This window comes from Falsirhodobacter sp. 1013 (assembly GCF_051195255.1).
GTDB lineage: Bacteria > Pseudomonadota > Alphaproteobacteria > Rhodobacterales > Rhodobacteraceae > Falsirhodobacter.
The window spans coordinates 103,431-124,499 of record NZ_JBNJLK010000007.1 but is presented as its reverse complement, the minus strand read 5'-3'; the positions used below and the strand labels follow the sequence as shown (position 1 = coordinate 124,499).

General features: G+C 65.6%; 21 protein-coding genes. 11 read left to right on the top strand and 10 right to left on the bottom strand.

Annotated elements, in window-relative coordinates:
* Window positions 1–31: 31 nt before the first annotated feature.
* Both ACSHZY_RS11775 and ACSHZY_RS11770 read left to right on the top strand, forming a co-directional pair.
* Window positions 32–1,408 (top strand): FAD-binding oxidoreductase, encoded by a 1,377-nt coding sequence (locus tag ACSHZY_RS11775; protein ID WP_435169328.1) that lies wholly within the window; start codon window positions 32–34, stop codon window positions 1,406–1,408.
* Window positions 1,409–1,598: 190 nt separating this feature from the next.
* Window positions 1,599–2,864, top strand: coding sequence for an MFS transporter (locus ACSHZY_RS11770; RefSeq protein ID WP_435169326.1), 1,266 nt, complete (start codon window positions 1,599–1,601; stop codon window positions 2,862–2,864).
* Between the two features lie 39 nt (window positions 2,865–2,903).
* On the opposite strand, the gene ACSHZY_RS11765 is transcribed toward ACSHZY_RS11770, so the two are convergent.
* The 6 genes from ACSHZY_RS11765 to ACSHZY_RS11740 all read right to left on the bottom strand — a co-directional run bounded on the left by ACSHZY_RS11765 (window position 2,904) and on the right by ACSHZY_RS11740 (window position 7,892).
* Window positions 2,904–5,183: an FdhF/YdeP family oxidoreductase gene (locus ACSHZY_RS11765; RefSeq protein ID WP_435169324.1), complete on the bottom strand. Its 2,280-nt coding sequence runs from the start codon at window positions 5,181–5,183 to the stop codon at window positions 2,904–2,906.
* Window positions 5,184–5,282: 99 nt separating this feature from the next.
* Window positions 5,283–6,056, bottom strand: a complete 774-nt coding sequence (fdhD, locus tag ACSHZY_RS11760) for a formate dehydrogenase accessory sulfurtransferase FdhD (protein WP_435169322.1) — start codon at window positions 6,054–6,056, stop codon at window positions 5,283–5,285.
* Between the two features lie 75 nt (window positions 6,057–6,131).
* Window positions 6,132–6,701 carry a type 1 glutamine amidotransferase domain-containing protein gene (locus ACSHZY_RS11755; protein WP_435169320.1) on the bottom strand — a complete coding sequence of 190 codons (570 nt, stop codon included), beginning with the start codon at window positions 6,699–6,701 and terminating at the stop codon, window positions 6,132–6,134.
* A 25-nt stretch (window positions 6,702–6,726) separates the two neighbouring features.
* Entirely contained in the window at window positions 6,727–7,143 is a 417-nt protein-coding gene (locus ACSHZY_RS11750) for a PRC-barrel domain-containing protein (RefSeq protein WP_435169319.1), read from the bottom strand.
* A 99-nt stretch (window positions 7,144–7,242) separates the two neighbouring features.
* Window positions 7,243–7,650 (bottom strand): type II toxin-antitoxin system VapC family toxin, encoded by a 408-nt coding sequence (locus tag ACSHZY_RS11745; RefSeq protein ID WP_435169317.1) that lies wholly within the window; start codon window positions 7,648–7,650, stop codon window positions 7,243–7,245.
* Window positions 7,650–7,892 (bottom strand): type II toxin-antitoxin system Phd/YefM family antitoxin, encoded by a 243-nt coding sequence (locus tag ACSHZY_RS11740; RefSeq protein WP_435169316.1) that lies wholly within the window; start codon window positions 7,890–7,892, stop codon window positions 7,650–7,652. The genes ACSHZY_RS11745 and ACSHZY_RS11740 overlap by 1 nt, the downstream gene beginning before the upstream one ends.
* A 146-nt stretch (window positions 7,893–8,038) precedes the next feature.
* Here ACSHZY_RS11740 and ACSHZY_RS11735 point away from each other — a divergent pair, with 146 nt between their 5' ends.
* Window positions 8,039–8,524 (top strand): hypothetical protein, encoded by a 486-nt coding sequence (locus tag ACSHZY_RS11735; RefSeq protein ID WP_435169314.1) that lies wholly within the window; start codon window positions 8,039–8,041, stop codon window positions 8,522–8,524.
* A gap of 27 nt (window positions 8,525–8,551) precedes the next feature.
* Here the strand turns inward: ACSHZY_RS11735 and ACSHZY_RS11730 are convergent, their stop codons facing one another.
* Window positions 8,552–8,932: a DUF6481 family protein gene (locus ACSHZY_RS11730; RefSeq protein ID WP_435169312.1), complete on the bottom strand. Its 381-nt coding sequence runs from the start codon at window positions 8,930–8,932 to the stop codon at window positions 8,552–8,554.
* 639 nt (window positions 8,933–9,571) lie between these two features.
* On the bottom strand, window positions 9,572–12,952 hold the full coding sequence (putA, locus tag ACSHZY_RS11725; RefSeq protein ID WP_435169311.1) for a bifunctional proline dehydrogenase/L-glutamate gamma-semialdehyde dehydrogenase PutA: 3,381 nt from the start codon (window positions 12,950–12,952) through the stop codon (window positions 9,572–9,574).
* A 102-nt stretch (window positions 12,953–13,054) separates the two neighbouring features.
* Between putA and ACSHZY_RS11720 the strand changes: the two genes are divergently transcribed.
* From ACSHZY_RS11720 to ACSHZY_RS11685, 8 genes are all read left to right on the top strand, one after another.
* Window positions 13,055–13,519 (top strand): Lrp/AsnC family transcriptional regulator, encoded by a 465-nt coding sequence (locus ACSHZY_RS11720; RefSeq protein WP_435169309.1) that lies wholly within the window; start codon window positions 13,055–13,057, stop codon window positions 13,517–13,519.
* A gap of 273 nt (window positions 13,520–13,792) precedes the next feature.
* Complete coding sequence (locus ACSHZY_RS11715; protein ID WP_435169308.1) at window positions 13,793–14,398, top strand: hypothetical protein; 606 nt, start codon at window positions 13,793–13,795, stop codon at window positions 14,396–14,398.
* On the top strand, window positions 14,385–14,792 hold the full coding sequence (locus ACSHZY_RS11710; RefSeq protein WP_435169306.1) for a phage holin family protein: 408 nt from the start codon (window positions 14,385–14,387) through the stop codon (window positions 14,790–14,792). Before ACSHZY_RS11715 ends, ACSHZY_RS11710 begins: the two co-directional genes overlap by 14 nt.
* Window positions 14,789–15,673, top strand: a complete 885-nt coding sequence (locus ACSHZY_RS11705) for a hypothetical protein (RefSeq protein WP_435169305.1) — start codon at window positions 14,789–14,791, stop codon at window positions 15,671–15,673. Before ACSHZY_RS11710 ends, ACSHZY_RS11705 begins: the two co-directional genes overlap by 4 nt.
* A 63-nt stretch (window positions 15,674–15,736) precedes the next feature.
* Complete coding sequence (locus tag ACSHZY_RS11700) at window positions 15,737–16,906, top strand: zinc-dependent alcohol dehydrogenase (RefSeq protein ID WP_435169303.1); 1,170 nt, start codon at window positions 15,737–15,739, stop codon at window positions 16,904–16,906.
* Window positions 16,903–17,646 carry an SDR family NAD(P)-dependent oxidoreductase gene (locus ACSHZY_RS11695; protein ID WP_435169301.1) on the top strand — a complete coding sequence of 248 codons (744 nt, stop codon included), beginning with the start codon at window positions 16,903–16,905 and terminating at the stop codon, window positions 17,644–17,646. Before ACSHZY_RS11700 ends, ACSHZY_RS11695 begins: the two co-directional genes overlap by 4 nt.
* A 4-nt stretch (window positions 17,647–17,650) precedes the next feature.
* Entirely contained in the window at window positions 17,651–18,256 is a 606-nt protein-coding gene (locus tag ACSHZY_RS11690) for a cysteine hydrolase family protein (protein ID WP_435169299.1), read from the top strand.
* Window positions 18,257–18,304: 48 nt separating this feature from the next.
* Window positions 18,305–18,832 (top strand): DUF2585 family protein, encoded by a 528-nt coding sequence (locus tag ACSHZY_RS11685; protein WP_435169297.1) that lies wholly within the window; start codon window positions 18,305–18,307, stop codon window positions 18,830–18,832.
* Here the strand turns inward: ACSHZY_RS11685 and ACSHZY_RS11680 are convergent.
* On the bottom strand, window positions 18,798–19,985 hold the full coding sequence (locus ACSHZY_RS11680) for a glycosyltransferase (RefSeq protein WP_435169295.1): 1,188 nt from the start codon (window positions 19,983–19,985) through the stop codon (window positions 18,798–18,800). The two genes, ACSHZY_RS11685 and ACSHZY_RS11680, sit on opposite strands and share 35 nt — an antisense overlap.
* 78 nt (window positions 19,986–20,063) lie before the next feature.
* Window positions 20,064–21,044, bottom strand: coding sequence for a Bug family tripartite tricarboxylate transporter substrate binding protein (locus ACSHZY_RS11675; protein WP_435169294.1), 981 nt, complete (start codon window positions 21,042–21,044; stop codon window positions 20,064–20,066).
* Window positions 21,045–21,069: the final 25 nt, after the last annotated feature.

The following is a 21,069-nucleotide window of genomic DNA, read 5'->3' as shown; positions in this document are numbered from 1 at the left end:
TGACAAGGCGACTTTGGCCAAGGGGACGCACATGACCGCCGCACTTCAACCTCTTCTTTCCGCGCTTGAAGGCAAGTTCGGCGCCCGGTTTTCCACCGCGCAGGCCGTTCGGGACCAGCATGGGCGGGGCGAGGCGCATCACGCCACCGCCGCGCCGGACGCTGTCGTGATGGTGCGCAGCACCGAGGACGTGGTCTTCGTGGTCCGCCACTGCGCCGCGGCGGGCGTTCCGGTCATCCCCTACGGGGCCGGCACCTCGCTGGAAGGGCATTTGGCGGCGGTGCGAGGTGGGATTTCGGTCGACCTCTCGCAGATGGATCAGGTGCTGCGCGTCAGCACGGAGGACATGGACTGCACCGTTCAGGCCGGCGTCACGCGAGAGGCGCTGAACCTGCACCTGCGCGATCAGGGACTGTTCTTCCCGATCGATCCGGGGGCCAATGCCTCCATCGGGGGGATGGTGTCCACCCGCGCCTCGGGAACGAACGCCGTGCGCTATGGCACGATGCGGGAGGTGACGCTGTCGCTGACCGTGGTGCTGCCGGACGGGGAGGTGATCCGCACCTCCTCCCGCGCGCGGAAGTCGGCGGCGGGCTATGACCTGACCCGGCTGTTCGTAGGGGCGGAAGGAACGCTGGGCATCGTGACGGAGATCACGCTGCGGTTGTTCGGCATCCCGCAGGCGATTTCGGCGGCGCTGTGCAGCTTTCCGGATGTGGAAAGTGCGGTGGGGGCGGCGACGATGGTCACGCAGTTCGGCATCCCCGTCGCCCGGATGGAGCTGATGGACCGGGGCCTGATAGAGGCGGTCAACCAGCATGCCGACCTGTCTCTGCCGGTCGCGGATACCCTTGCGTTCGAATTTCACGGGACGGAGGCGTCGGTGGCCGAACAAGCCGCTGTCGTGGCGGAGATTGTGGCCGATTTCGGTGCCTTGGGGTTTGAAGCTGCCACGGATCCTGAAGACCGTGCGCGCTTGTGGAAGGCACGTCACAACGCGTGGTATGCCGTTGTCGGGCAACGCAAAGGGGCCGTGGGCTGGACATCCGACGTGTGCGTGCCCGTGTCGGAATTGACCGACAGCGTCCGGCATGCGCGGGGGCTTCTGGCCGGCTGCCCGGTACCCGCCGTGATCCTAGGGCACGTGGGAGATGGCAACTTCCACGTCGCCTTCGCCATTGATCCGGACCGGCCCGAGGAGATGGCCGCCGTGAAGCGCATCAATGCCGAAATGGTTGCCCGCGCGATTTCAGTGGATGGAACCTGTACGGGTGAACATGGCGTCGGGCTTGGGAAGGCGCCTTATCTGCGTGACGAATACGCGCCCGCCGCGCTGCGTCTTATGGCGGCCCTGAAGGCGGCCATCGACCCACAGGACCTCATGAACCCCGGCAAGATCCTCCCCTGACGCTTTTCCGCATCTTCCTTTTGCGTTTCGGTCCCGTATTCCGCTATGCGTCATAACGGGGAGGGCCCTCGGTCGCATATCGCGTCGGGCGGTGGAAAGAGGGAAGCTTGCAGGGCGCGCATCGGCACGGTCTGACCGGATGACGCCATCTGGCCTTTCTTCCTGACCCACAGGGGAAGGAGACTGACACGTGACACCGGCATCCGCCACTCACGATCACGGCGCAAAGGCAAGCTGGGTGGTGACCCTCTGCTGGATCGCCGTGATCCTCGACGGGTTCGACCTTGTGGTCTTGGGGGCGCTGATCCCCACGATGACCGGATCGGCCGCACCGTTCATGACCGGGGGGGAGGCGACGTTCATCTCCACCATCGGTCTGGTTGGCATGACCCTTGGGGCGCTGTCCATCGGCGTCGCGACGGACCGCTTCGGCCGCCGCCATTCGCTGATCTGGGCCGTCGCGGCCTTTTCGCTTCTGACGGCCCTGTGCGGTCTGGCGCAGACGCCGAATCAACTGGCGCTGTTCCGCTTCTTGGCCGGTGTGGGTCTGGGCGGCTGCCTGCCCACCGCCATCGCCATGGTGACGGAATTTTCGCGCGGCAAGGCGGGTCGCGCCTCCACCACCGTGATGACGGGGTATCACGTCGGCGCCGTGGCCACGGCCCTTCTGGCGCTGGTGCTGCTGCCGATCACCGGATGGCGCGGCATGTTCATCGCCGGGGCCATTCCGGGGTTCGTCCTTGTCCCGCTGATGCTGCGGCATCTGGCGGAAAGCCCGGCCTATCTTCTGGCACAGGGTCGCCGGAGCGAGGCAGAAGGCGTTGCGCGCGCCCACGGCATCGTGCTGGCAGAGCCAGTGGTCGGGGCGCCCAAAGCCTCCATCCGGACGCTGTTCGCGCCCGACATGCTGCGCACGACGGTGGCGATCTGGATCACGTCCTTCATGGGCCTGCTGCTGGTCTATGCGCTGAACAGCTGGCTGCCCGCCCTGATGGTGGCGGCGGATTACGGGCTGGAACGCGGGCTGTGGCTGCTGCTGCTGCTCAACCTCGGGGCCGTTTGCGGGCTGCTGGTGGCGGGACAGGTCGGGGACCGTATTGGCCTGAAGCGTGCGGCCGTGATATGGTTCGCCGCGGGCGCCGTGCTGCTGGCCTTCCTGTCGTGGAAGATGCCGGTGTCGCTGCTGTATCCGGCAGTGTTCCTGACCGGCTGCCTCGTGTTCTCGGCGCAGGTGCTGGTTTATGCCTACACGGCCGCGCATTATCCGGCGGGCGTTCGGGCGACGGCGATCGGCATGTCGGCGGGCGTCGGGCGGCTTGGCGCCATCGCGGGTCCGCTGATCGGGGGAACGCTGGTCTCCATGGGTATCGGGCACCCGTGGGGCTTCTACGTCTTCGCGCTGGTCGGGCTGATCGGCACCCTGGCGATGAGCATGACGGCCGGCCGGGCAAGGTGAAGACGCTCCTCACAGGTTCCGCCTGTGAGGAGCGCTGTTTCAGGCGGCCTCGATCCGGACGGGCACGCCCTTGAAGGCGGGCGTCTTGGATGCGGTGTCGTAAAGATCCAGCGGCACCAGAACGTTCGCTTCGGGGTAATAGGCCCCGACGCAACCCTGCGGCAGGTCATAGGCCATAAGGCGCAACCCCTCCAGCCGGCGGGTCGTACCATCCTGATGGGCGGAGACGAGGGTCACGCCCTGCCCATCCCGGAAGCCCGCGGCGGTGATTTCATCCGGTGCCATCATCACGATCATCCGGTCGGTATCAAGGCCGCGCAGGCGGTCGCGATAGCCGTAGATCGTGGTGTTGAACTGGTCGTTCGACCGCAGGGTGACCAGGGTATACACGTCCCCGCCCGGCACCTGTCCCAAGGAACTGGGGCCGACCGGGGTCGTGAACTCGGCCTTGCCGCTTTCCGTCTTCCAGTTCCGGTCACGGGCCGTGTTGCCACGATAGAAGCCACCGGGTTCGAACATCCGGTCATTGAAGGCGCGGAACTGGTCGGGATAGGTTTCCTCGATCAGGTCGCGGATCAGGGCGTAATTGCCGATCCAGTCGTCCCACCGCACGTTCGGGTTCGGGTCCAGCGTGGCCTTCGCGATCCCGGCGACGATCGCCGGTTCGGACAGCAGCAGGGGGGAGGCCGGCTTCCGGCGACCGATGGAGCCGTGGATATGGCTCATCGTATCCTCGATCGTGACGGCTTGCGGACCGGAGGCTTGCATGTCCTCCTCCCCTCGCACAAGGCAGGGCAGCAGCCAAGCGCCGTCCACCACCAGCGTGTGGGAGCGGTTGAGCCGGGTCGCGATCTGGACGTTCAGTTCCAGCCCAGCCCAGGCGGCGTCGGTGCGGCCCTGATCGGGGATGGCGCGGGCGAAGTTGCCGCCAAGGCTGAGGAAGGCCTTGATGTCGCCGTCGATGATGCCCTGCGCCGCCTCGACCGTGGTGACACCGGTGTCACGGGGCGGCTGGAAATCGAAGATCTCGGCCAGCCGGTCCAGCGGCACCAGTTCCGGCTTTTCGGACACGCCGACGGTGCGCTGACCCTGCACGTTGGAATGGCCGCGCACAGGGCAGATACCCGCCCCAAGACGGCCGATATTGCCGCGCATCAGCAGAAGGTTCACCAGCATCCCGATGGAATCCGCACCATGGACGTGCTGGGTCAGGCCCATGCCATAGACGCCGATCACCCGCTGGGACCGGGCGTACATCTCCGCCACCTCGGTCAGGTCGGCGCGGGTCAGGCCGGAAGTGTGCTCGATCTCGTCCCAGCCGAGATTGCGGGCCCAGGTTTCGAAATTCGCGAAGTCGTGGGTGTGCTGGGCGATGAAGGCGCGGTCCAGAACCTCGCCCCGCTCCTCGTCCAGGGCCAGCAGGTGCTTGACCATGCCGGCGATGGCCGCGATGTCGCCGCCCGGTTTCACCTGAAGGTAGATGTCAGATATCTTGGTGGTCTTGCCGCCCAACATCTCGGCCGGGCTTTGCGGGTTCGCGAATTCCACCAGACCCCGTTCCCGTATGGGGTTGAAGGTAACGATCTTGCAGCCGCGCTTGCGGGCTTCCTGAAGGGGGTGCAGGAAACGCGGGCTGTTCGATCCGGTGTTCTGGCCGAAGAACAGGATCATGTCGCAATGTTCGAAATCGTCCAGAATGCAGGTGCCGACCGGCGCGCCGATCTTCTGTTTCAGCGCCACGCTGGTGGTTTCGTGGCACATGTTGGAACTGTCGGGCAGGTTGTTGTGCCCGTAAAGCCGCCCGAACAGCGCCCAAAGATAGGACGTCTCGAGGCTGGCGCGCCCCGAGGCGTAGAAGACCGTGGATTTCGGATCCAGAGTCCGCAGTTTCGCGCCGATGGCCTGGAAGGCGGCGTCCCATGTCGTTTCCACATAGCGGTCGGTCGAGGCGTCGAAGCGCATGGGGTGGGTCAGGCGGCCCAGCATCTCCAGATCGTAGTCGCGCCACATCCGCAGCTCGGTCGCCGTGTATCGGGACAGAACGTCGGGACCGCAGCGTTCGCGGGTGTGGTCCCAGATCGTGGCCTTGGCCCCGTTCTCGCAGAACTCCGCCAGATGGGGAGAGGCGGGCTTTGCCCAGGCGCAGGAGGTGCACATGTGCCCCTTCGGCTTGTTCTGCTTCATCAGGGTTTCAAGGACGCCGACCGCAGGCTTGTCCATCCCCATGTGGCGCGCCACGCTTTTGATGGAGCCCCATCCACCCGTGGGATGGTCGTAGAAGGGCGTCGTCGGATCCTGTTCGGTTTCGGAATGGCTCATGTACGGTCACCAGCTGGTTGCGGTCGCTTCATCAATGCCCCCTGCATGATATGGCTGCGTCTACCCTTCAGGAAACTGGGCCGGAGGCGATCGGTTCCGTCAGGCGAGGCGATGGGGATGGGTGAAGCACTGGAAGGAGGTGCTGCGCGCCAGTCCAACCAGCGTGATGTTCAGCCGGTCCGCCATTTCGACGGCCTGCGCCGTGGGGGCCGACACCGCGATTAGGACCGGCACGTTCATTGCCGCCACCTTCTGCACCAGATCCACCGACACGCGGCTGGTCATGACCACGGCGCCGTTGCCTTCGCCCGCCAGCGCACCGGCCAGCTTGTCGAGGGCGTTGTGCCGACCCACATCCTCGCGCACCGCCCGGTATCCGTGGCCGGGCTGCCAGAAGCCGGCGGCATGGGCCGCCCGCGTCGCGTCATGCAGCGGCTGGTGGTCCCGCATGGTTCCGATGGCGGTTTCCAGATCCGCCTGCGTCAGCCGAACGTCACGGGTGACCGGCGCCATATCCCGCAGCGCCTGTTCAAGGGAATCGATCCCGCACAAGCCGCAGCCCACCGGGCCCGTCATCATGCGGCGGCGTTCGGCCAATCGCTGGCCGGCCTGCGGCCGCAGCCAGATGCGCAGGTCGATGCCGCGCGGAACCTCGGCCAGCTCGATCTCCATGATCTCCTCGCGCGTCGCGATGCCTTCGGTGAGGGAGAAACCATAGGCGAAATCCTCCAGATCCTGTGGTGTAGCCATCATCACCGCCTGGGTGGAGGCATTGTAGGTGATGGCGACGGCAATCTCCTCGGCTAGGGGACGCCCGAGGATTTGGCGGAAGGGAGGGACAGGCATGGGGATCTTTCCGGTGATCCGTTTCATCTAGCGGGAAAAGGGCCCTTGGACATGCAAAAAGCGCCGCCCAAGGGCAGCGCTTTCCGTTGTCGTCGGCGAACGTCAGGCGCTGCGCGACTGGTCGTCATGCACGCCTTCGGCAAACTCCTCCACAAGCTTGGCGCAGAAGGCGTCAAGGTCGTCCGGGGTGCGGCTGGTCACGAGGCCGGTGTCCACCACGACCTCCTGATCAACCCAGACGCCGCCGGCATTGCGGATGTCCGTCTGGAGCGAAGGGTAGGAGGTGACGGTGCGGCCGCGCAGCACGTCCGCCTCCACCAGCAGCCACGGTCCGTGGCAGATGGCGCCGACGGGCTTGCCCTGCTCGATGAAGCGGCGCACGAAGGCCACGGCGTCCTTGTCGGCCCGCAGGGTGTCCGCCCCGACGGTTCCGCCCGGGATGACGAGACCGTCGAAGTTGTCGGCATTGGCCTCGGCAAAGGCCATGTCGACGTCATGCTTGTCCGCGGGTTCCAGATCGCCGTTCACGGCCTTCGCCTTGTCGGTGGACTGGCTGATGACCGTGACCTTGGCCCCCGCCTTTTCCAGCGCCTTGCGCGGCGCCGTGAACTCGATCTGCTCGGTCCCCTTGGGGGAGATCAGCAGCGCGATGGTTTTGCCGTTCAGTTGCATGATGTGTCCTGATCGCTTTTTGCGCTTAGTTGATGGCCGGCATGCTTTTCAGCTCTTCCTGCGAGAAGCGGGTCAGGAAGGAGTATTTGCCATTCTCTTCCGGGACCACGGCCACTTCGCTGATGGGCAGCAGCACGTCGCGGCTGCCGACGTCCAGGAAGCCGCCGATTTCCGCGATGACGCCGAAGACTTGGCCGTTCTGGTCCAGCATGATGTCCTCGATCTCGCCGACGTCGTCCCAGGCGGTGTCGATCGTTGTGTAGGTGGTGCCGCCGAAGGTCGACTGCTCGATCCCGGCCTGGACGCTGTAGATGTTGCCATCTTCCAGATCGCTGGCGCGGATGAGTTTCGACGCATCCGAAAGATCGACGGCGGCGGTCTGGGCGGACACGGCGGCGGCGCCGAGCGTGAGTGCCAGAATCGAACCAGTGATGATCTTCATGATGTATCCCTTTTCATTTACGGCGGCCCAACGAGGACCTGTCGCGAAAGTTCCTTTGTTTCAGGAAGGGAAGGACACATCGCCCGAAGCCCGTGGCGGTCAGGCAAGAAACGGGTTTTCCAGCCGGCAGCCCGTGGGGGCGAAGTCGTCGGTGTTGCCGGTCACCACGGTGGCATCATGGGCCAGCGCACTGGCCGCGATCATCAGGTCCGCACCGGAATGGCCGATCTTGGCGGAAAGGCGACCCCAGATGCGGGCGTCCTCCGCCCCGAAGGGCAGGATGCGGTCTGAGAAGAGGGCAACGGTCCGGTCCAGCCACACCCGCAGATCCTGCGCGAAGGCGGGGTTGCGGGGTTCCTGAAGGTGGATACCGCGTGCGATCTCTCCCAAGGTGATGCTGGACAGGAAAAGCTGGTCCTCCGCCTTATTGGCAAGCCAGGCAGCGACAAGGGGCGCCCGCTCGGGCCGTCGCGCGGCCGAGATGACGTTCGTGTCGAGGATCAGCATCAAAAGGTCACATCACGCGGCATGGCTTGCCCGCGGGGCACATCCTCTGTGGGGAAGGACAGCAGATGGTCGGCAAAGCTGGGCCGCTGGTCCCGCGCATCGGCCACGAGGCGGTGGTAATCCTGCGAGGACAGCACCACCACCGCAGGCTTGCCACGACGTGTCACCTCTTGCGGCTGACCCGACAGAGCGGCGTCCACCACCGCGCTGAACTGGTTCTTCGCGTCTTGCAAGGTCCACATGAGTTGCTCCTGTCTAGCCAGCTGTCTAGATAGCGGAGAATGGCCGTTTCTTCAAGTCCACGAAGGTGGACGATTGCACATGGTTGGCTTTCCGCCCACATGCAGGGAACTGTTCTTCAAGCTGCCGAACCTTGACAGGAGTTTTGATGCGCCACCGCATTCTTGCCGCCACTGTTCTTTGCGTGTCTGTCCTGCCGGCCTTGCCCGCGCTGGCCCAGTTTGCCACGCTTCCTTCCGCCGGAACGGCCATGGACTTCTCGGGTGCCCAGTGCGACGCCCTGCGAGAGGTCGAGAGCGCGGTTTCGACCCGTTCGGCCAATGACATCGAAAGAATAGGGGCGGCCATGGAAGCCAACCAGAACGCGGATCCGGCCGAGGTGGCGCGGATTTCCGGCCTGTCCGTGCCGACCGTGTCCACCATGGGTGGGCTGGACCAGCAGGACGGCATGGCATTTTCCCTGGTTTTCGGATCGATGCTTCGGCAATATCATCCCGACCTGCTGATGAAGGTCCTGCGCGAGCGTGGGCCCTTGGGGCAGGTGCCGGATGTGTCTGACAACCCGCTCGGGATGGCTTTGCTGGACGGCATGATGAACTCCGCCCAGCAGAATTACCTGACCCAATGCTCCTGATGGCATCCGGCCGCTGACCAGAACGGCTCAGCCTTGGCGGTTCTTGCGGTTGGCATAGCGCTGATCGCGCTTTGCCTTATGGGCCGCATCGTCGTTCAGGATGCGGGCGATGCGGTCCTTGTCCGCAGCCTCGCGGGCGTCGGCCTCGGCGGTTTCGGCCGCTGAAGCGGCCGCAGCCCGAGCGTTGGCTTCCTCGTCAAGACGGGCCTGTTCGTCCCGTTTTTCCTGATCGCGCTTGGCGCGGCGGGCGTCCCGTGCTTCGGCCACGGCGGCGCGCTCCGTTTCACGCGCCGCGCGGGTGGGCTCGGCGGCCGTCCTGGCGGCCTGATACGCCTCGAGGAGAGACGCTTTCGCGCGGGCTGCCGTCATGCGTCGATCGGAAAAGCCGGTGTTGTTTTCGTTTTTCAAATTCTGTTCCTGTGGGTGGACCCGGTTTCGGGTTTGCCGGATTTCCGGCCTGCTCGTATCCGGGCTGGGGAGCCTATCGGAGGCTCGGGCGCGCCATCCGGGGCAATCCGGATTGGCGTCACGCCTGTCTGCAACTTACCTGAAGATCGAGGAAAATGCCAGCCGCTTACCTTCCCCGACGGAATGCGCCCTTCCTCGATTGATTCTTTGAAAAATTTCCATAGCTTTCACATCTTAATCCCCGGGGAACATGTTCGGTGATCGTCTGCCTTGCCGTCTCCCTCGACGCGGTGATGGCCGTACAGATGTCTTCGGCGGCGACCGATCCGATCACCCTGACGGATACTGCCGTGCGAAACGGGCCTTGTAATCCGCTATGAAGCCCGCAAGGAAAGCGTTGCCCGCAGCGTGCAGGGTGCGGCGCGGTCCTCGAACCAGCGGTGGTCGGAGGCGTCGACCTGGATCAGCTCGCCATGCTCATCGCAACAAGTCCCATCCGAAGCCGCCTCCAAGGCAATCAACGAGAGGCGACAGGTGAACTTTGCCAGATGGCGACACGTCTACTTAACGCTTACAACCTTAATCATTGTAATATAGATTATGTGATTAATACTTACGCCCCAGTCGGCTTCCCGCCCGTCAGGCGGCCAGAAGCGCTGCGTTTCCTCCGGCTGCGGTCGTGTCCACGCACAGGTGCCGTTCATGCGCGACATGGGCGAAATCGGGCCGGTCCGTGATCAGCGGGAGGATCGGGCCCTCACGTGCGGCCAGCGCCGAAGCATAGGCGTGTCCCGACGCCTCATCCCCCCACCAGAGCACGGAGGAGATGTTCAAGCGGGCGAGATGCTCCGGCTCCACATGGCCTTCGGCGGTAATCGCGTGGCCACCAAGGGCACGGACGGCCTCCGCCTGGCGGGCTGCGGTTTCGGCTCCTGGACCCAGACAGAGGACGGGCGCGCGGGTGTGGGCGCTCAGGCGGTTCAGCTCCCCGGTCGGGCCGGGCAGCAGGTGATCGGACAGCTTGTCGGACGGAAAGGCCGCAAGCTGCCGTTCCAGACGTGCCGCATCCTCGGCCTTCGACCATGTTCCCGGCGCATCGGCCGTGGCGGGGGCGAAGAAACGCGTAAGGTAGTGTGGCCCGCCTGCCTTGGGGCCCGTGCCCGAAAGACCTTCACCGCCAAAGGGCTGGCTGCCCACCACCGCGCCAATCTGGTTGCGGTTGATGTACAGGTTTCCGGCGTGGACGGCCTCCGCCACCTCTTGCGCGCGGGTTTCGATGCGGGTGTGCAGACCGAAGGTCAGACCGAAGCCGCGCGCGTTGATGTCGTTGATGACCTGTCCCAACTGGCCCGCGCGGAACGTCGCCAGATGCAGGACCGGGCCGAAGACCTCATGCTCCAGATCCGCGATGCCGTTCACCTTCAGCAAGGTCGGCGGCACGTAGAACCCCTCTTGCGGTGCGTTCAACGCGTGGATCCTGCGGTTGTGATGCGCGGCGACATAGTCGCGGATCGCCTTCTGGGCCTTCGCGTCGATGACGGGGCCCACATCAGTGTCCAGCTGACGCGGATCGCCCAGCCGCAATTCGTCCATGGCGCCGCGGATCATCTCGATCATGTGGGGCGCGATGTCTTCCTGCACGTAAAGGCAGCGTAGGGCCGAACAGCGTTGCCCCGCCGACCGGAAGCTGGAGGCGACGATGTCGCGCACCGCCTGTTCGGGCAAGGCCGTCGCGTCCACGATCATCGCGTTCAGCCCGCCGGTTTCGGCGATCAGCGGCGTGCCCGGCACCAGATGTTCCGCCATGACCTTCGCGATGGACCGCGCCGTGGTGGTGGAGCCGGTGAAGACCACCCCCTTGATGCGCGGGTCTGATGTCAGGGCCGCCCCCACCGTTGCGCCCGCCCCCGGCAGCAGTTGCAGTGCGGTGTTCGGAACGCCGGCCTCGTGCAGCAGCTTCACAGCCTCGGCCGCGATCAACGGGGTGGCTTCGGCCGGTTTGGCCAGAACCGCGTTCCCCGCCATCAGCGCCGCCGCCACCTGACCCGAGAAGATCGCCAGCGGAAAGTTCCACGGGCTGATCGCGGTGATGATCCCCCGTGGCGCGTCCGAACGCCCCTCCCCCTCGGCGGCGTAATAGCGCAGGAAGTCCACCGCTTCGCGCAGTTCGGCCACGGCGTCGCCCAGAGTTTTTCCCGCCTCGTAGCCAAGGATGCCCAAAAGGCGGGCGTGATGCGCTTCGAACAGGTTCGCCGCGCGGCGCAAGGTTTCGGCGCGGGCGGCGGCGGGCGCATCCCACACACGCGCATCCGCCACAGCCCGCTGCACCGTGTCCGCGCTGGCCATCATGACCTTGGCGACGGCGCGGCCGGTCGCGGGATCAAGTACATCTTCCCAGTCCCCCTCGGGCGGGGTGACGGTCTGCGGCAGCGCATCCGGCAGCGTCGTCAGGCGGTCCCCGGCCAGCCATGCCAGCGTGGCCTCATCGCTCAGGTCGAAGCCGGAGGAGTTGGGCCGGTCGGCGCCGAACAGGTCTGCGGGGGCGACCAGCGTGGCCGGAGCCTTCGCGGTCGCAAGGGCGGCGAAGGGATCGCGCGCGACATCGGCCGGCGACACCGACACGTCCACGATCTGATGCACGAAGGAGGAGTTGGCGCCGTTTTCCAGCAGGCGCCGCACCAGATAGGCCAGCAGGTCGCGATGGGCCCCCACGGGGGCATAAATCCGGCAATGGCCTTTGCCTTCCGTCAGCACGATGTCGTGCAGCCGTTCGCCCATGCCGTGCAGGCGCTGGAATTCGAACGGAACGGTGCCGACCATCCCGCGGATGGCGGCCACGGTGTGGGCGTTGTGCGTCGCGAATTGCGGATAGATGCGGTCGGCATAGCCGATCAGCTTGCGGGCGTTCGCGATGTAGCTGACATCGGTTCCGGTCTTGCTGGTGAACAGCGGGAAGCCTGCATGCCCCTCCACCTGCGCGCGTTTCACCTCGGTGTCCCAATAAGCGCCTTTTACCAGCCGAACCATGATCCGCCGGTCCAGCCGCGTCGCCAAGGCGTACAGCCAGTCGATCACAAGGCCCGCACGCTTGCCATAGGCCTGCACCACGACGCCGAACCCGTCCCATCCCTGCAACGAAGGGTCGGACAGCACCGCCTCGATCACCTTCAGAGACAGAACAAGGCGGTCCTGTTCCTCGGCGTCAATGTTCAGGCCCATCCCGCCGGCCTTGGCCTGCCGCGCCAGCCGCAGCACCACGGGCACCAGTTCGGCCATGACGCGGGCTTCCTGCGCCACCTCGTACCGGGGGTGCAGGGCGGACAGCTTGATCGATATGCCGGGGTTCGCCGTGACCGAGCCCTTGGTGCAGGCCTTGGCGATGCTGTCGATGGCGCTGGAATAGGCGCGGTCATAGCGTTCGGCGTCCGCACGGGTCATCGCCGCCTCCCCCAGCATGTCATAGCTGTAGGTGTAGCCCTTTCCTTCCTGCGCGCGGGCATTGTTCAGCGCGGTGCCGATGGTCTGACCCAGCACGAACTGGCGGCCCATCTCCTTCATGGCGCGGCGCATGGACCGGCGGATGACAGGTGTGCCCAGACGGCGAACCGGGCTTTTCGGGCCAGCCTTCAGCACGCCACCCGTCAGCGCCAGCGCCCGCGTGGCCGCGTTCACCGCGCGGGAGGGCGAGGCCCCCGCATGGCCCCGCCAGTCGGACCCGGCGATCTTGTCCGTGATCAGGGCATCGGCCGTCGCATCGTCCGGCACGCGAAGCAGCGCTTCGGCCAGCGTCATCAGGGAAATCCCTTCGCGGGTGGAAAGACCGTATTCAGCGAGGAAATGCTCCATCATCGTGGGCCGGCCTTCGTCGCGGATGCGGCGGACCAGTTCGGCCGCCTCGCGGCTGATGGCGGCACGGGCACCCTCGTCCAGACCGGATGCCGCCACCAGTTCCTCCAGCAGGCTCGCCTCATCGCGAAACTTGGCTTCCGTGGAAAAAAGGGACAGGTCCGTCATCGTCATCTCCTATGCGATCCAGGCAAATTAGCAGGGGTCGGATGGACGTTGGCGCCAATCTGGGGCATGTTCATGGTCGAACCGACCAAAGTCGCACAGGTTTCTGGAATGCCCGCCAAGCTGGACGCCACCGATCTGAAGATTCTGACCCAACTGGTGCGGAACGCCCGAATCCCTATCGCCGAACTGGCCCGCGCCGTGGGCCTGTCGAAGACCCCCGTGGCCCTGCGCCTGCGGCAACTGGAGGAGGCGGGCCTGATCACCGGCTACCGCGCGATCCTGTCGCCCCTGAAGCTGGGCCTGACCCATGTCACCTATGTGGAGGTCAGCCTTTCGGACACGCGGGAAGCGGCGTTGCAGCAGTTCAACGATGCCGTGCGCGCGGTGCCGGAGGTGGAGGAATGCTACATGATCGCGGGGGGCTGCGATTATCTGGTGAAGGTCCGTTCCCGCGACATGGCCGACTTCCGCCGCATCATGGCCGAAAAGATCTCGGTCCTTCCGCATATCAGCCACACCTCCAGCCACGTGTCGATGGAGGCGGTGGTGGAGCAGAACTACAACCTGATCTGAAGCCCACTCCTTTGATATGACCCCCCGCTGCCCTGCGCGATCCTGCGCCCGGTACAGGCGCTTACAGGCCGATTGCGGGCCTCCAACCCCCCGAAATCAACTTTTCCGGGCACGTATCGCCCGATCGAGGGAACATTCCCCCGTCTCCGGTCATTGGCGGAGCATGAACCGGGCAGACGCGGTTCTTTTCGCAACAGGGCGCTGACGACCCTGCGCGAACAAGATCGCAACGCGGGTCGCCCTTGCAGGCAACCAATCGAAAGAGAGAGCACCATGACCTATACCGATCCCTCCACCTCGACCAAGGATTCCCTGAAAGCCCGCGCGCAGAACGAATACGACGATGCGCGCACGCGCCTTCAGGAAGGAGCGCAGCGCCTGAAAAGCGAAGCCGCGCCCACGCTGATGAATTCGGTCACCGGCGAACTGGAGCGTCGCAAGGACGGGCTGAGCGCCGAGCTGCGCTCGCTGGCCGAAACGCTGCGCCACGCGTCGGACGAACAACAATCGGGCAATGACTCGCTTCAGGCATCCGGCCTGATCGGACATGGCGCCCAGCTGGTCGAGGATCTGAGCCGCGGCCTCGAAGGCCGTTCCGTCAACGAGATCGGCCAGTCGCTGTCCGGCTACGCCCGCGGCAATCCGGCCGTGTTCATTGGCGCTTGCCTGCTGGCGGGCTTGGCCGTTGGCCGTCTTCTGACCGCAAGCACACCGTCGGCGTCCTCCACCGGCTCCTCGCTTCCGGTGGCCACGAACACGACCACGACGACCCCGGCCTCCTATGCGTCGTCCGCGACCCCCTCGACCGTGACGCCGTCCACCACGCCTGCGTCCCCCTACGTGTCCCCCACCCGGGAGGATGACGATGTCGTCCTTTGACGAACGCCCTCCTGTTGACAACCGCTCGCTTCCAGATCTGGTCGCCGACCTGATCCGGGACCTGTCGGACCTTGTCCGCAGCGAAAGCCGGCTGGTGAAGGCCGAGATCGCCGAAGCCGGCCGCCGCATGGCCCACGGGGCCGAGATGATCATCGCGGGCGGTGTCATCCTGCTTCTGGCCGCGATCGTGCTGCTGCAGGCGCTGGTCATCGCGCTGGCCCATTGGGTCGGCCCGGGCTGGGCCGCCGTGATCGTCGGCTTCGTGCTGTTCGTTGTCGGCGCCATGCTGATGCTGCGCGGCCGCAAGGATCTGACCGCCAGCGCCCTGAAGCCCGATCGCAGCATCGAGCAAGTGAACCGTGACGCCCGTCTTGTGAAGGAACAACTGAAATGACCGAGTCCCCCAAAGCCCTTGAAGCCGAAGTCGAAGCAAACCGGGCCAATGTCGAACAAACGCTGGACGCGCTGCGCGGCAAGGCCACGATGCAGGGCGTGATGAGCGATGTGACCCGCTACATCGGCGTCGAAGATGCCCGTGGCACGCTCGAAGCCGCCGGCCGCCAGGTTACCGCGAACCCGCTGGCCTTCGGTCTGCTGGCCGCCGGTCTGGCCTGCCTCGCCACCGGCGTCACGCGCCGCAACCCGCATGCGGCCTATGCGCAGCGCCCTTATGACGGGATGAACAGCGGCGTTGTGGGCGAGGATGACGGCCCGTCGATGACGCAGAAGGCCCAAGGCTATGTTGGCACGGTGCGTGACGGCGCAAGCCACTACGCCGGCTCCGTACGCGATGGCGCCAGCCATTATGCCGGCACGGTTCGCGAAGGAGCCAGCCACTATGCCAGCGCCGCGTCCGAAGCGCTGCATGGCGCGCGCGACAGCGTTTATGGCGGCTACCGCGACGCCCGTTATCGCGCGTCGAACCTGACGCAGCGCGCGGGTGACCAGATGGTGCAGCAGCCCCTGCTGTTCGGTGCGATTGCCCTTGTGGCCGGCGCCGTTCTGGGTGCTGCGCTGCCGAAGTCGCAGGCCGAAAACCGCCTTCTGGGACCGAGCCATGATCGCCTGACCGAAACGGCCAAGGACGTCGCCTCGGATCTGGTGGACCGCGCGAAATCCGCAGCCGAGGCCGGTCTGTCTGCGGCCACCGATGTGGCCAAGGACGAAGGGCTGATGCCCGGCGGCGACAAGACCGTGGCGGAACGCCTGCAGCACGTGGCCGAAGCCGCCACAAAGGAAGCCAGCACGACGTTTACGGATACGAAGCACAGCTGATCCGTAACTCCGATCCGGCTACCTTCCGTAGCCGGGTCGTTTCTTTTTCCAAAGGTGGACACCATGAAAGCTCTGACCTGGCATGGCAAAAGCGACATGCGCTACGACACCGTTCCTGATCCCAAGATCGAGGACGGACGGGACGCGATCATCAAGGTGTCCTCCTGCGCGATCTGCGGATCGGATCTTCACATCTATGACGGCGTCATCCCCTGCATGGAGCATGGCGACGTGATCGGTCACGAATCCATGGGCGAGGTGGTCGAGGTCGGCCGCGACAACAAGAAACTGAAGGTCGGCGACCGCGTGGTCGTGCCGTTCACCATCGCCTGCGGCGAATGCTTCTTCTGCAAGCGCGGCTACTTCTCGGGCTGCGAGCGCAGCAACCGCAACTTCGACAAGGCCAAGACGATGTGGGGCAATTCCCCTGCCGGCCTGTTCGGATACTCGCACCTTCTGGGCGGCTATGCCGGCGGTCAGGCCGAATACCTGCGCGTACCCTTCGCGGATGCGGGTCCCATACACGTGCCCGACAACCTGACGGACGATCAGGCGCTGTTCCTGTCGGACATCTTCCCGACCGGCTACATGGCCGCCGATTTCTGCGACATCAAGGGCGGCGAGACGATCGCGATCTGGGGCTGCGGTCCTGTGGGCCAGATGGCCATCCGTTCGGCCTTCCTTCTGGGCGCCGAACGCGTGATCGCCATCGACACGGTGCCGGAACGTCTAGTCATGGCTGCCGCGGCCGGGGCCGAAACGCTCGATTTCCGCCACGTCGACGTTTATGACGAGATCATGTCCCGCACCGAAGGCCGCGGCGCCGACGCCTGCATCGACGCGGTGGGCACGGAGGCCGACACGCTGTCCGGCTTCTCGGCGGTGGTGGACCGGATCAAGATGGCCACCTTCATGGGCACCGACCGGCCCTTCGTGCTGCGTCAGGCGATCATGTGCTGCCGCAACTTCGGGGTCGTGTCGATCGTCGGGGTCTATGGCGGCTTCGTGGACAAGATCCCGATGGGATCGGCGATCAACCGCGGCCTGACCTTCCGCATGGCACAGACGCCGGTGCAGCGCTACCTGCCAACCCTTCTGGACCACATCCAGGAAGGCCGCATCGATCCGTCCTTCGTCATCACGCACAAGGCCCCTCTTCAGGACGGGCCGGAGCTTTACAAGACCTTCCGCGACAAGAAGGACGGTTGCATCAAGGTGGTGTTGAACCCATGACCCTGGCCCTTGTCACCGGTGCCTCCAGCGGTATCGGTCTGGAACTGGCCCGCCTGTGCGAGGCGGAAGGTTTCGATCTGGTCATCGTGGCGAACGAGCCCGCGATCCATTCCACCGGCCTTGCCGCCCAGACGGTGGAGGCAGATCTGGCCACCTCCGAAGGCTGCGCCACGGTTCTGGCGGCCTTGGCCGGCCGCGACGTGGACCTTCTGTTCCTGAACGCGGGAACCGGCCTTGTGGGCAGCGTTCTGGAACAGGACCTTCCGGGGATCGAGCGGATCATCAACACCAACGTGCTGGGAACGGTGCGGCTGCTGCATCCGCTGGCCCGCCGCATGGTCGCCCGGAACGCGGGACGGATTCTCGTGACCGGGTCGATCGTAGGCTACATGCCGGGCAGCTGGCAGGCGATCTACTCGGCCTCCAAGGCCTTCCTCAACTCCCTCTGCGGTGCCATGGCGGATGAGATGAAGGACACGGACGTGACCATCACCTGCCTGATGCCCGGCGCCACGGAAACGAAGTTCTTCGAACGTGCGGGCATGCAGGACACCCCCGTCGCGCAGATGAAGAAGGACGATCCGGCCAAGGTGGCCCGCACCGGCTTCGACGCGATGTTGGCAGGCAAGGTACAGGTCACCCCTGGCCTTCTGAACAAGGCGCAGGGTGCCGCGGCCGAGGTTCTGCCTGCGGGTCTCGTCGCTGGCCTCAGCGCCAAGATGTTCAAGCCGAAGGAGTGATGGGATGAGCGGGCTGATCTTTGGGCCCATCGGGCCGAACACGATCCACCTGTGCGTGGACATGCAGCGCCTGTTCGGACCGGGAAGCCCTTGGGCCGTGCCGTGGATGGACGGCATCATGCCGCAGCTGGAAGAGCTGTCCGCCCGTCACGCCGCCGCCACCATTTTCACCCGCTTCATCCCCCCGCACACCCCATCGGAAATGCACGGCACGTGGCGCCAGTATTACGAACGCTGGCGCGACGTGACGCTGGAGGTCATGCCGCAGGAAATGGTGCGCCTCGTGCCCGTGCTGGAACGGTTGACCCCGCCGGCGCGGGTGCTGGACAAGAAGGTCTATTCCCCGTGGACCGAGGGCGGGCTGGACCGGATGCTGCAGGGCACCGGCGTGGACACGCTGATCGTGTCGGGCGGGGAAACGGATGTCTGCGTTCTGGGCGCGATGATCGGCGCCGTGGACCGTGGCTATCGTGTCATCTTGGCCGAAGACGCCACCTGCAGTTCCGCCGACGAAACGCATGACGCGATGTTGCGCCTTTACAACGACCGCTATGGCCAGCAGATCGAAACCGCGAAGGTGGAAGAGATCCTTTCGGCTTGGAACGGCTGACCCGGGATCGCGATGCAGGCCAAGGACCCTTCCCTTTCGACCTTTCGAATGCCCGTTCCCGTTCTGCCCGCCATTCTGGCCGTGCTCCTGGTGCAGGTCGTGTCCCTGCATTTGATCGGTCGGGACGCAGGGTGCGGTTGCGGCGGGGATTTCCTGTGGCAGCGCGTTCCCGACCCCGCCCACAATTCCCAGCATTTTGCCGATCCCTATTCGCTGCTGCATTTCGGCTTCGGCGTCGCGGTGTTCAGCGTTCTGGCCCTGATGCGCCCGCTGTGGCGCCGCCGGGATCTGACCCTTCTGGTGGTCATCAGCTCCGCCGTGTGGGAGGTGATGGAGAACCTGCCCGTCATCATAAACGCCTTCGGGTATCAGCCGGGCGACCCGCTAGCCTATGACGGCGACAGCATCCTGAATTCGCTGGGCGACACTGCCTTCGCCCTGATGGGCGCGTTCCTTGCCGCCTTCGCCCCCCTTTGGGTGGCCGTCCTGTCCATCCTTGCCGTGGAATTGTGGACAAGCTTCACCATCGGCGACGGCTATCTCATTGGGCTGCTACGAGCTGTCGGGCTGGTGTGACCACATCCTCGATCCGCGCGACGGCCAAAGGCACCCCGCCGCCGGGGCCGAAGCTGCGGGCCTTGTCGCGGAACGTCGCATCCGTCAGCAGACGGGAGATGGACCGCGAAAGGCTCCCCGTGTCCAGCCAGCGTCGGGAATGCCGCAAGCCGACGCCATGATGCACCAGCCGCGCCGCCACCCCCGGCTGGTCATAGGCGATGGGGATCGCCAGCATCGGCACCCCGCGCATCAACGCCTCCATTGCGGTGTTCAGGCCGGCATGGGTGATGCACAGGTCGGCGCGATCCAGAACCGCCTCTTGCGGGACATGCTCGCGCACCCAAGTCGCGCCCAGATCCCGCGCTGCCTGTTCCGACAACCCCCCCGCGTGTGAAACGAGGACCTGCGCCCCGGCCCGATGGCAGGCGGCTACGATCTTGCGGAGGATCGCCTCCCGATGCCCCTGGATCGTTCCGAGCGAGGCATACACGAAGGGCCGTGACGGATCGGGTTCGATGTCTGCGGGAAAGGCCTCATTGCCCGCAGCGCGCAATGGTCCCGTTTCCACGATCACAGAATGGCTGCGCGGAAAGTCGAAGCCCGGCAGGGTCTGGGACAGCGTCAGGAGGGGCGACAGGCAATCCCCCAGTTCCCGGCGGGGGCCGATGCCGAACCGGTCCGCCCAATGGGCGATGACGGCGTTCTGCTGTCTCAGGATCAGGCGGGCGATGCGTTCGCCGCCCCGGTTGCGCCGCAAGCCGCGCCGGCTGTCGTCGAAGGGCCATCCCAGAAACGGCAAGGGAATGCCCGCGCCCCGTTCGAATGGCAACGCGCAAGCGATCGAGATCAGGGGCAGGCCAAGGGCGTCCGCGATCAATCCGCTTGCGGGCTCCGTCTGGTCGCCAAGGATGGCGTCGGCGGGCGGAAGCGCGTCGATGCTGCGGCACAGGGTGTCGGTGCGCCAGACGCTGCGCTCGATCGCGCTGCGGGTGGTGTCCTCCACCTCCGTTCCGACGTGCAGGACCTGGGGGCACAGGCCGGTCCAGGGGACATCGAAGCGGCCGGGCATGACAAAGGTCACCCCGTGCCCCCGCGCGGAAAGGCCGTCTGCCAAGGCTTTGAACGCGCGCAGGTGACTGGCGTAGGGTGGGCAGAAGGCGATGAAGTTCATGAACAACCCGGATGTCGGAGGGATGCATGTAGCATCGGAGAGGCGAAGGAACAGGACCATCTGCTCCCGGCCAAAGATTTACCGCTCCTGCGCCTCCACCAGATCGAGGGCGTGGCTCCACAGGGTGGTGTCGCTTGCGATGCGGTCGGCCAGCGCGTCAGGGGCTCCCGGCGTCGCGTTCCAGCCCATGGCCAGAAGCTTCTGCCGCATCCCTTCCTCCTTCAGGATCGTGTTGATCTCGGCGTTCAGACGTTCGACCACGGCGGGATCGGTGCCGGCGGGCGCGATGAAGGCGTTCCACAATTCCGCCTGAAAGTCCCCTGGAAGGCCGGCCTGCCCCGCCAGAACCGGCACGTCGGGCGCCTGCGGGAACGGGTCAGGCGAGGTAATGCCCAGCATCTTCAGCTGCCCGCTGTCTACAAAGGGCAGCGCGGCCGAGGGCGCCATGAACCCGGAATCAACATCCCCCGCCAGCACCGAGGTTGCGACCTGCGCATAGCTTTGGAACGGAATGTGGTAAAGCTTGATGCCCGCCGCGTCCGCGAACAGCTCCGTCGTCAGATGCGCCCCCGACCCCGGCCCGACCGACCCGTAGGACACGCTGTCCGGCGTTTCCTTCGCGCGGGCGATGAAGCCTGCGACATCGTTTGCCGGGAAATCGGCCGCCACCGTCAGCGCCAGCGGGCTGGTGGCGATCAGCGCCACGGGCACGACATCGGTGGCCGTGTCATAAGCCAGATCCGGCAGCAACCGCTGCGAGGTGGTGAGCGGCCCGTTGATCGTGACGCCAAAGCTGTGGCCCGTCCGACCACGCTCCAGCATCTGCTGAACACCGATGACGCCGCCGGCCCCCGGCTTGTTCTCGACCACGACGGGCTGGCCCAAGGCCTGCGACAGCGGCTCCGCGATCAGCCGCGCGATGGAATCCGGCGACGACCCGGCCGGAAAGCCGACGAACAGGCGCAGCGGTTCCGTCGGCCAGTCCTGCGCCTGCGTGGCCCCTCCGAGCAGCGCAGCCGCCGCCGCGACAAGGCTCAACGTCCTGATGTTACTGATCATGGTGACCTCCCTCCTCTTTCGTGTT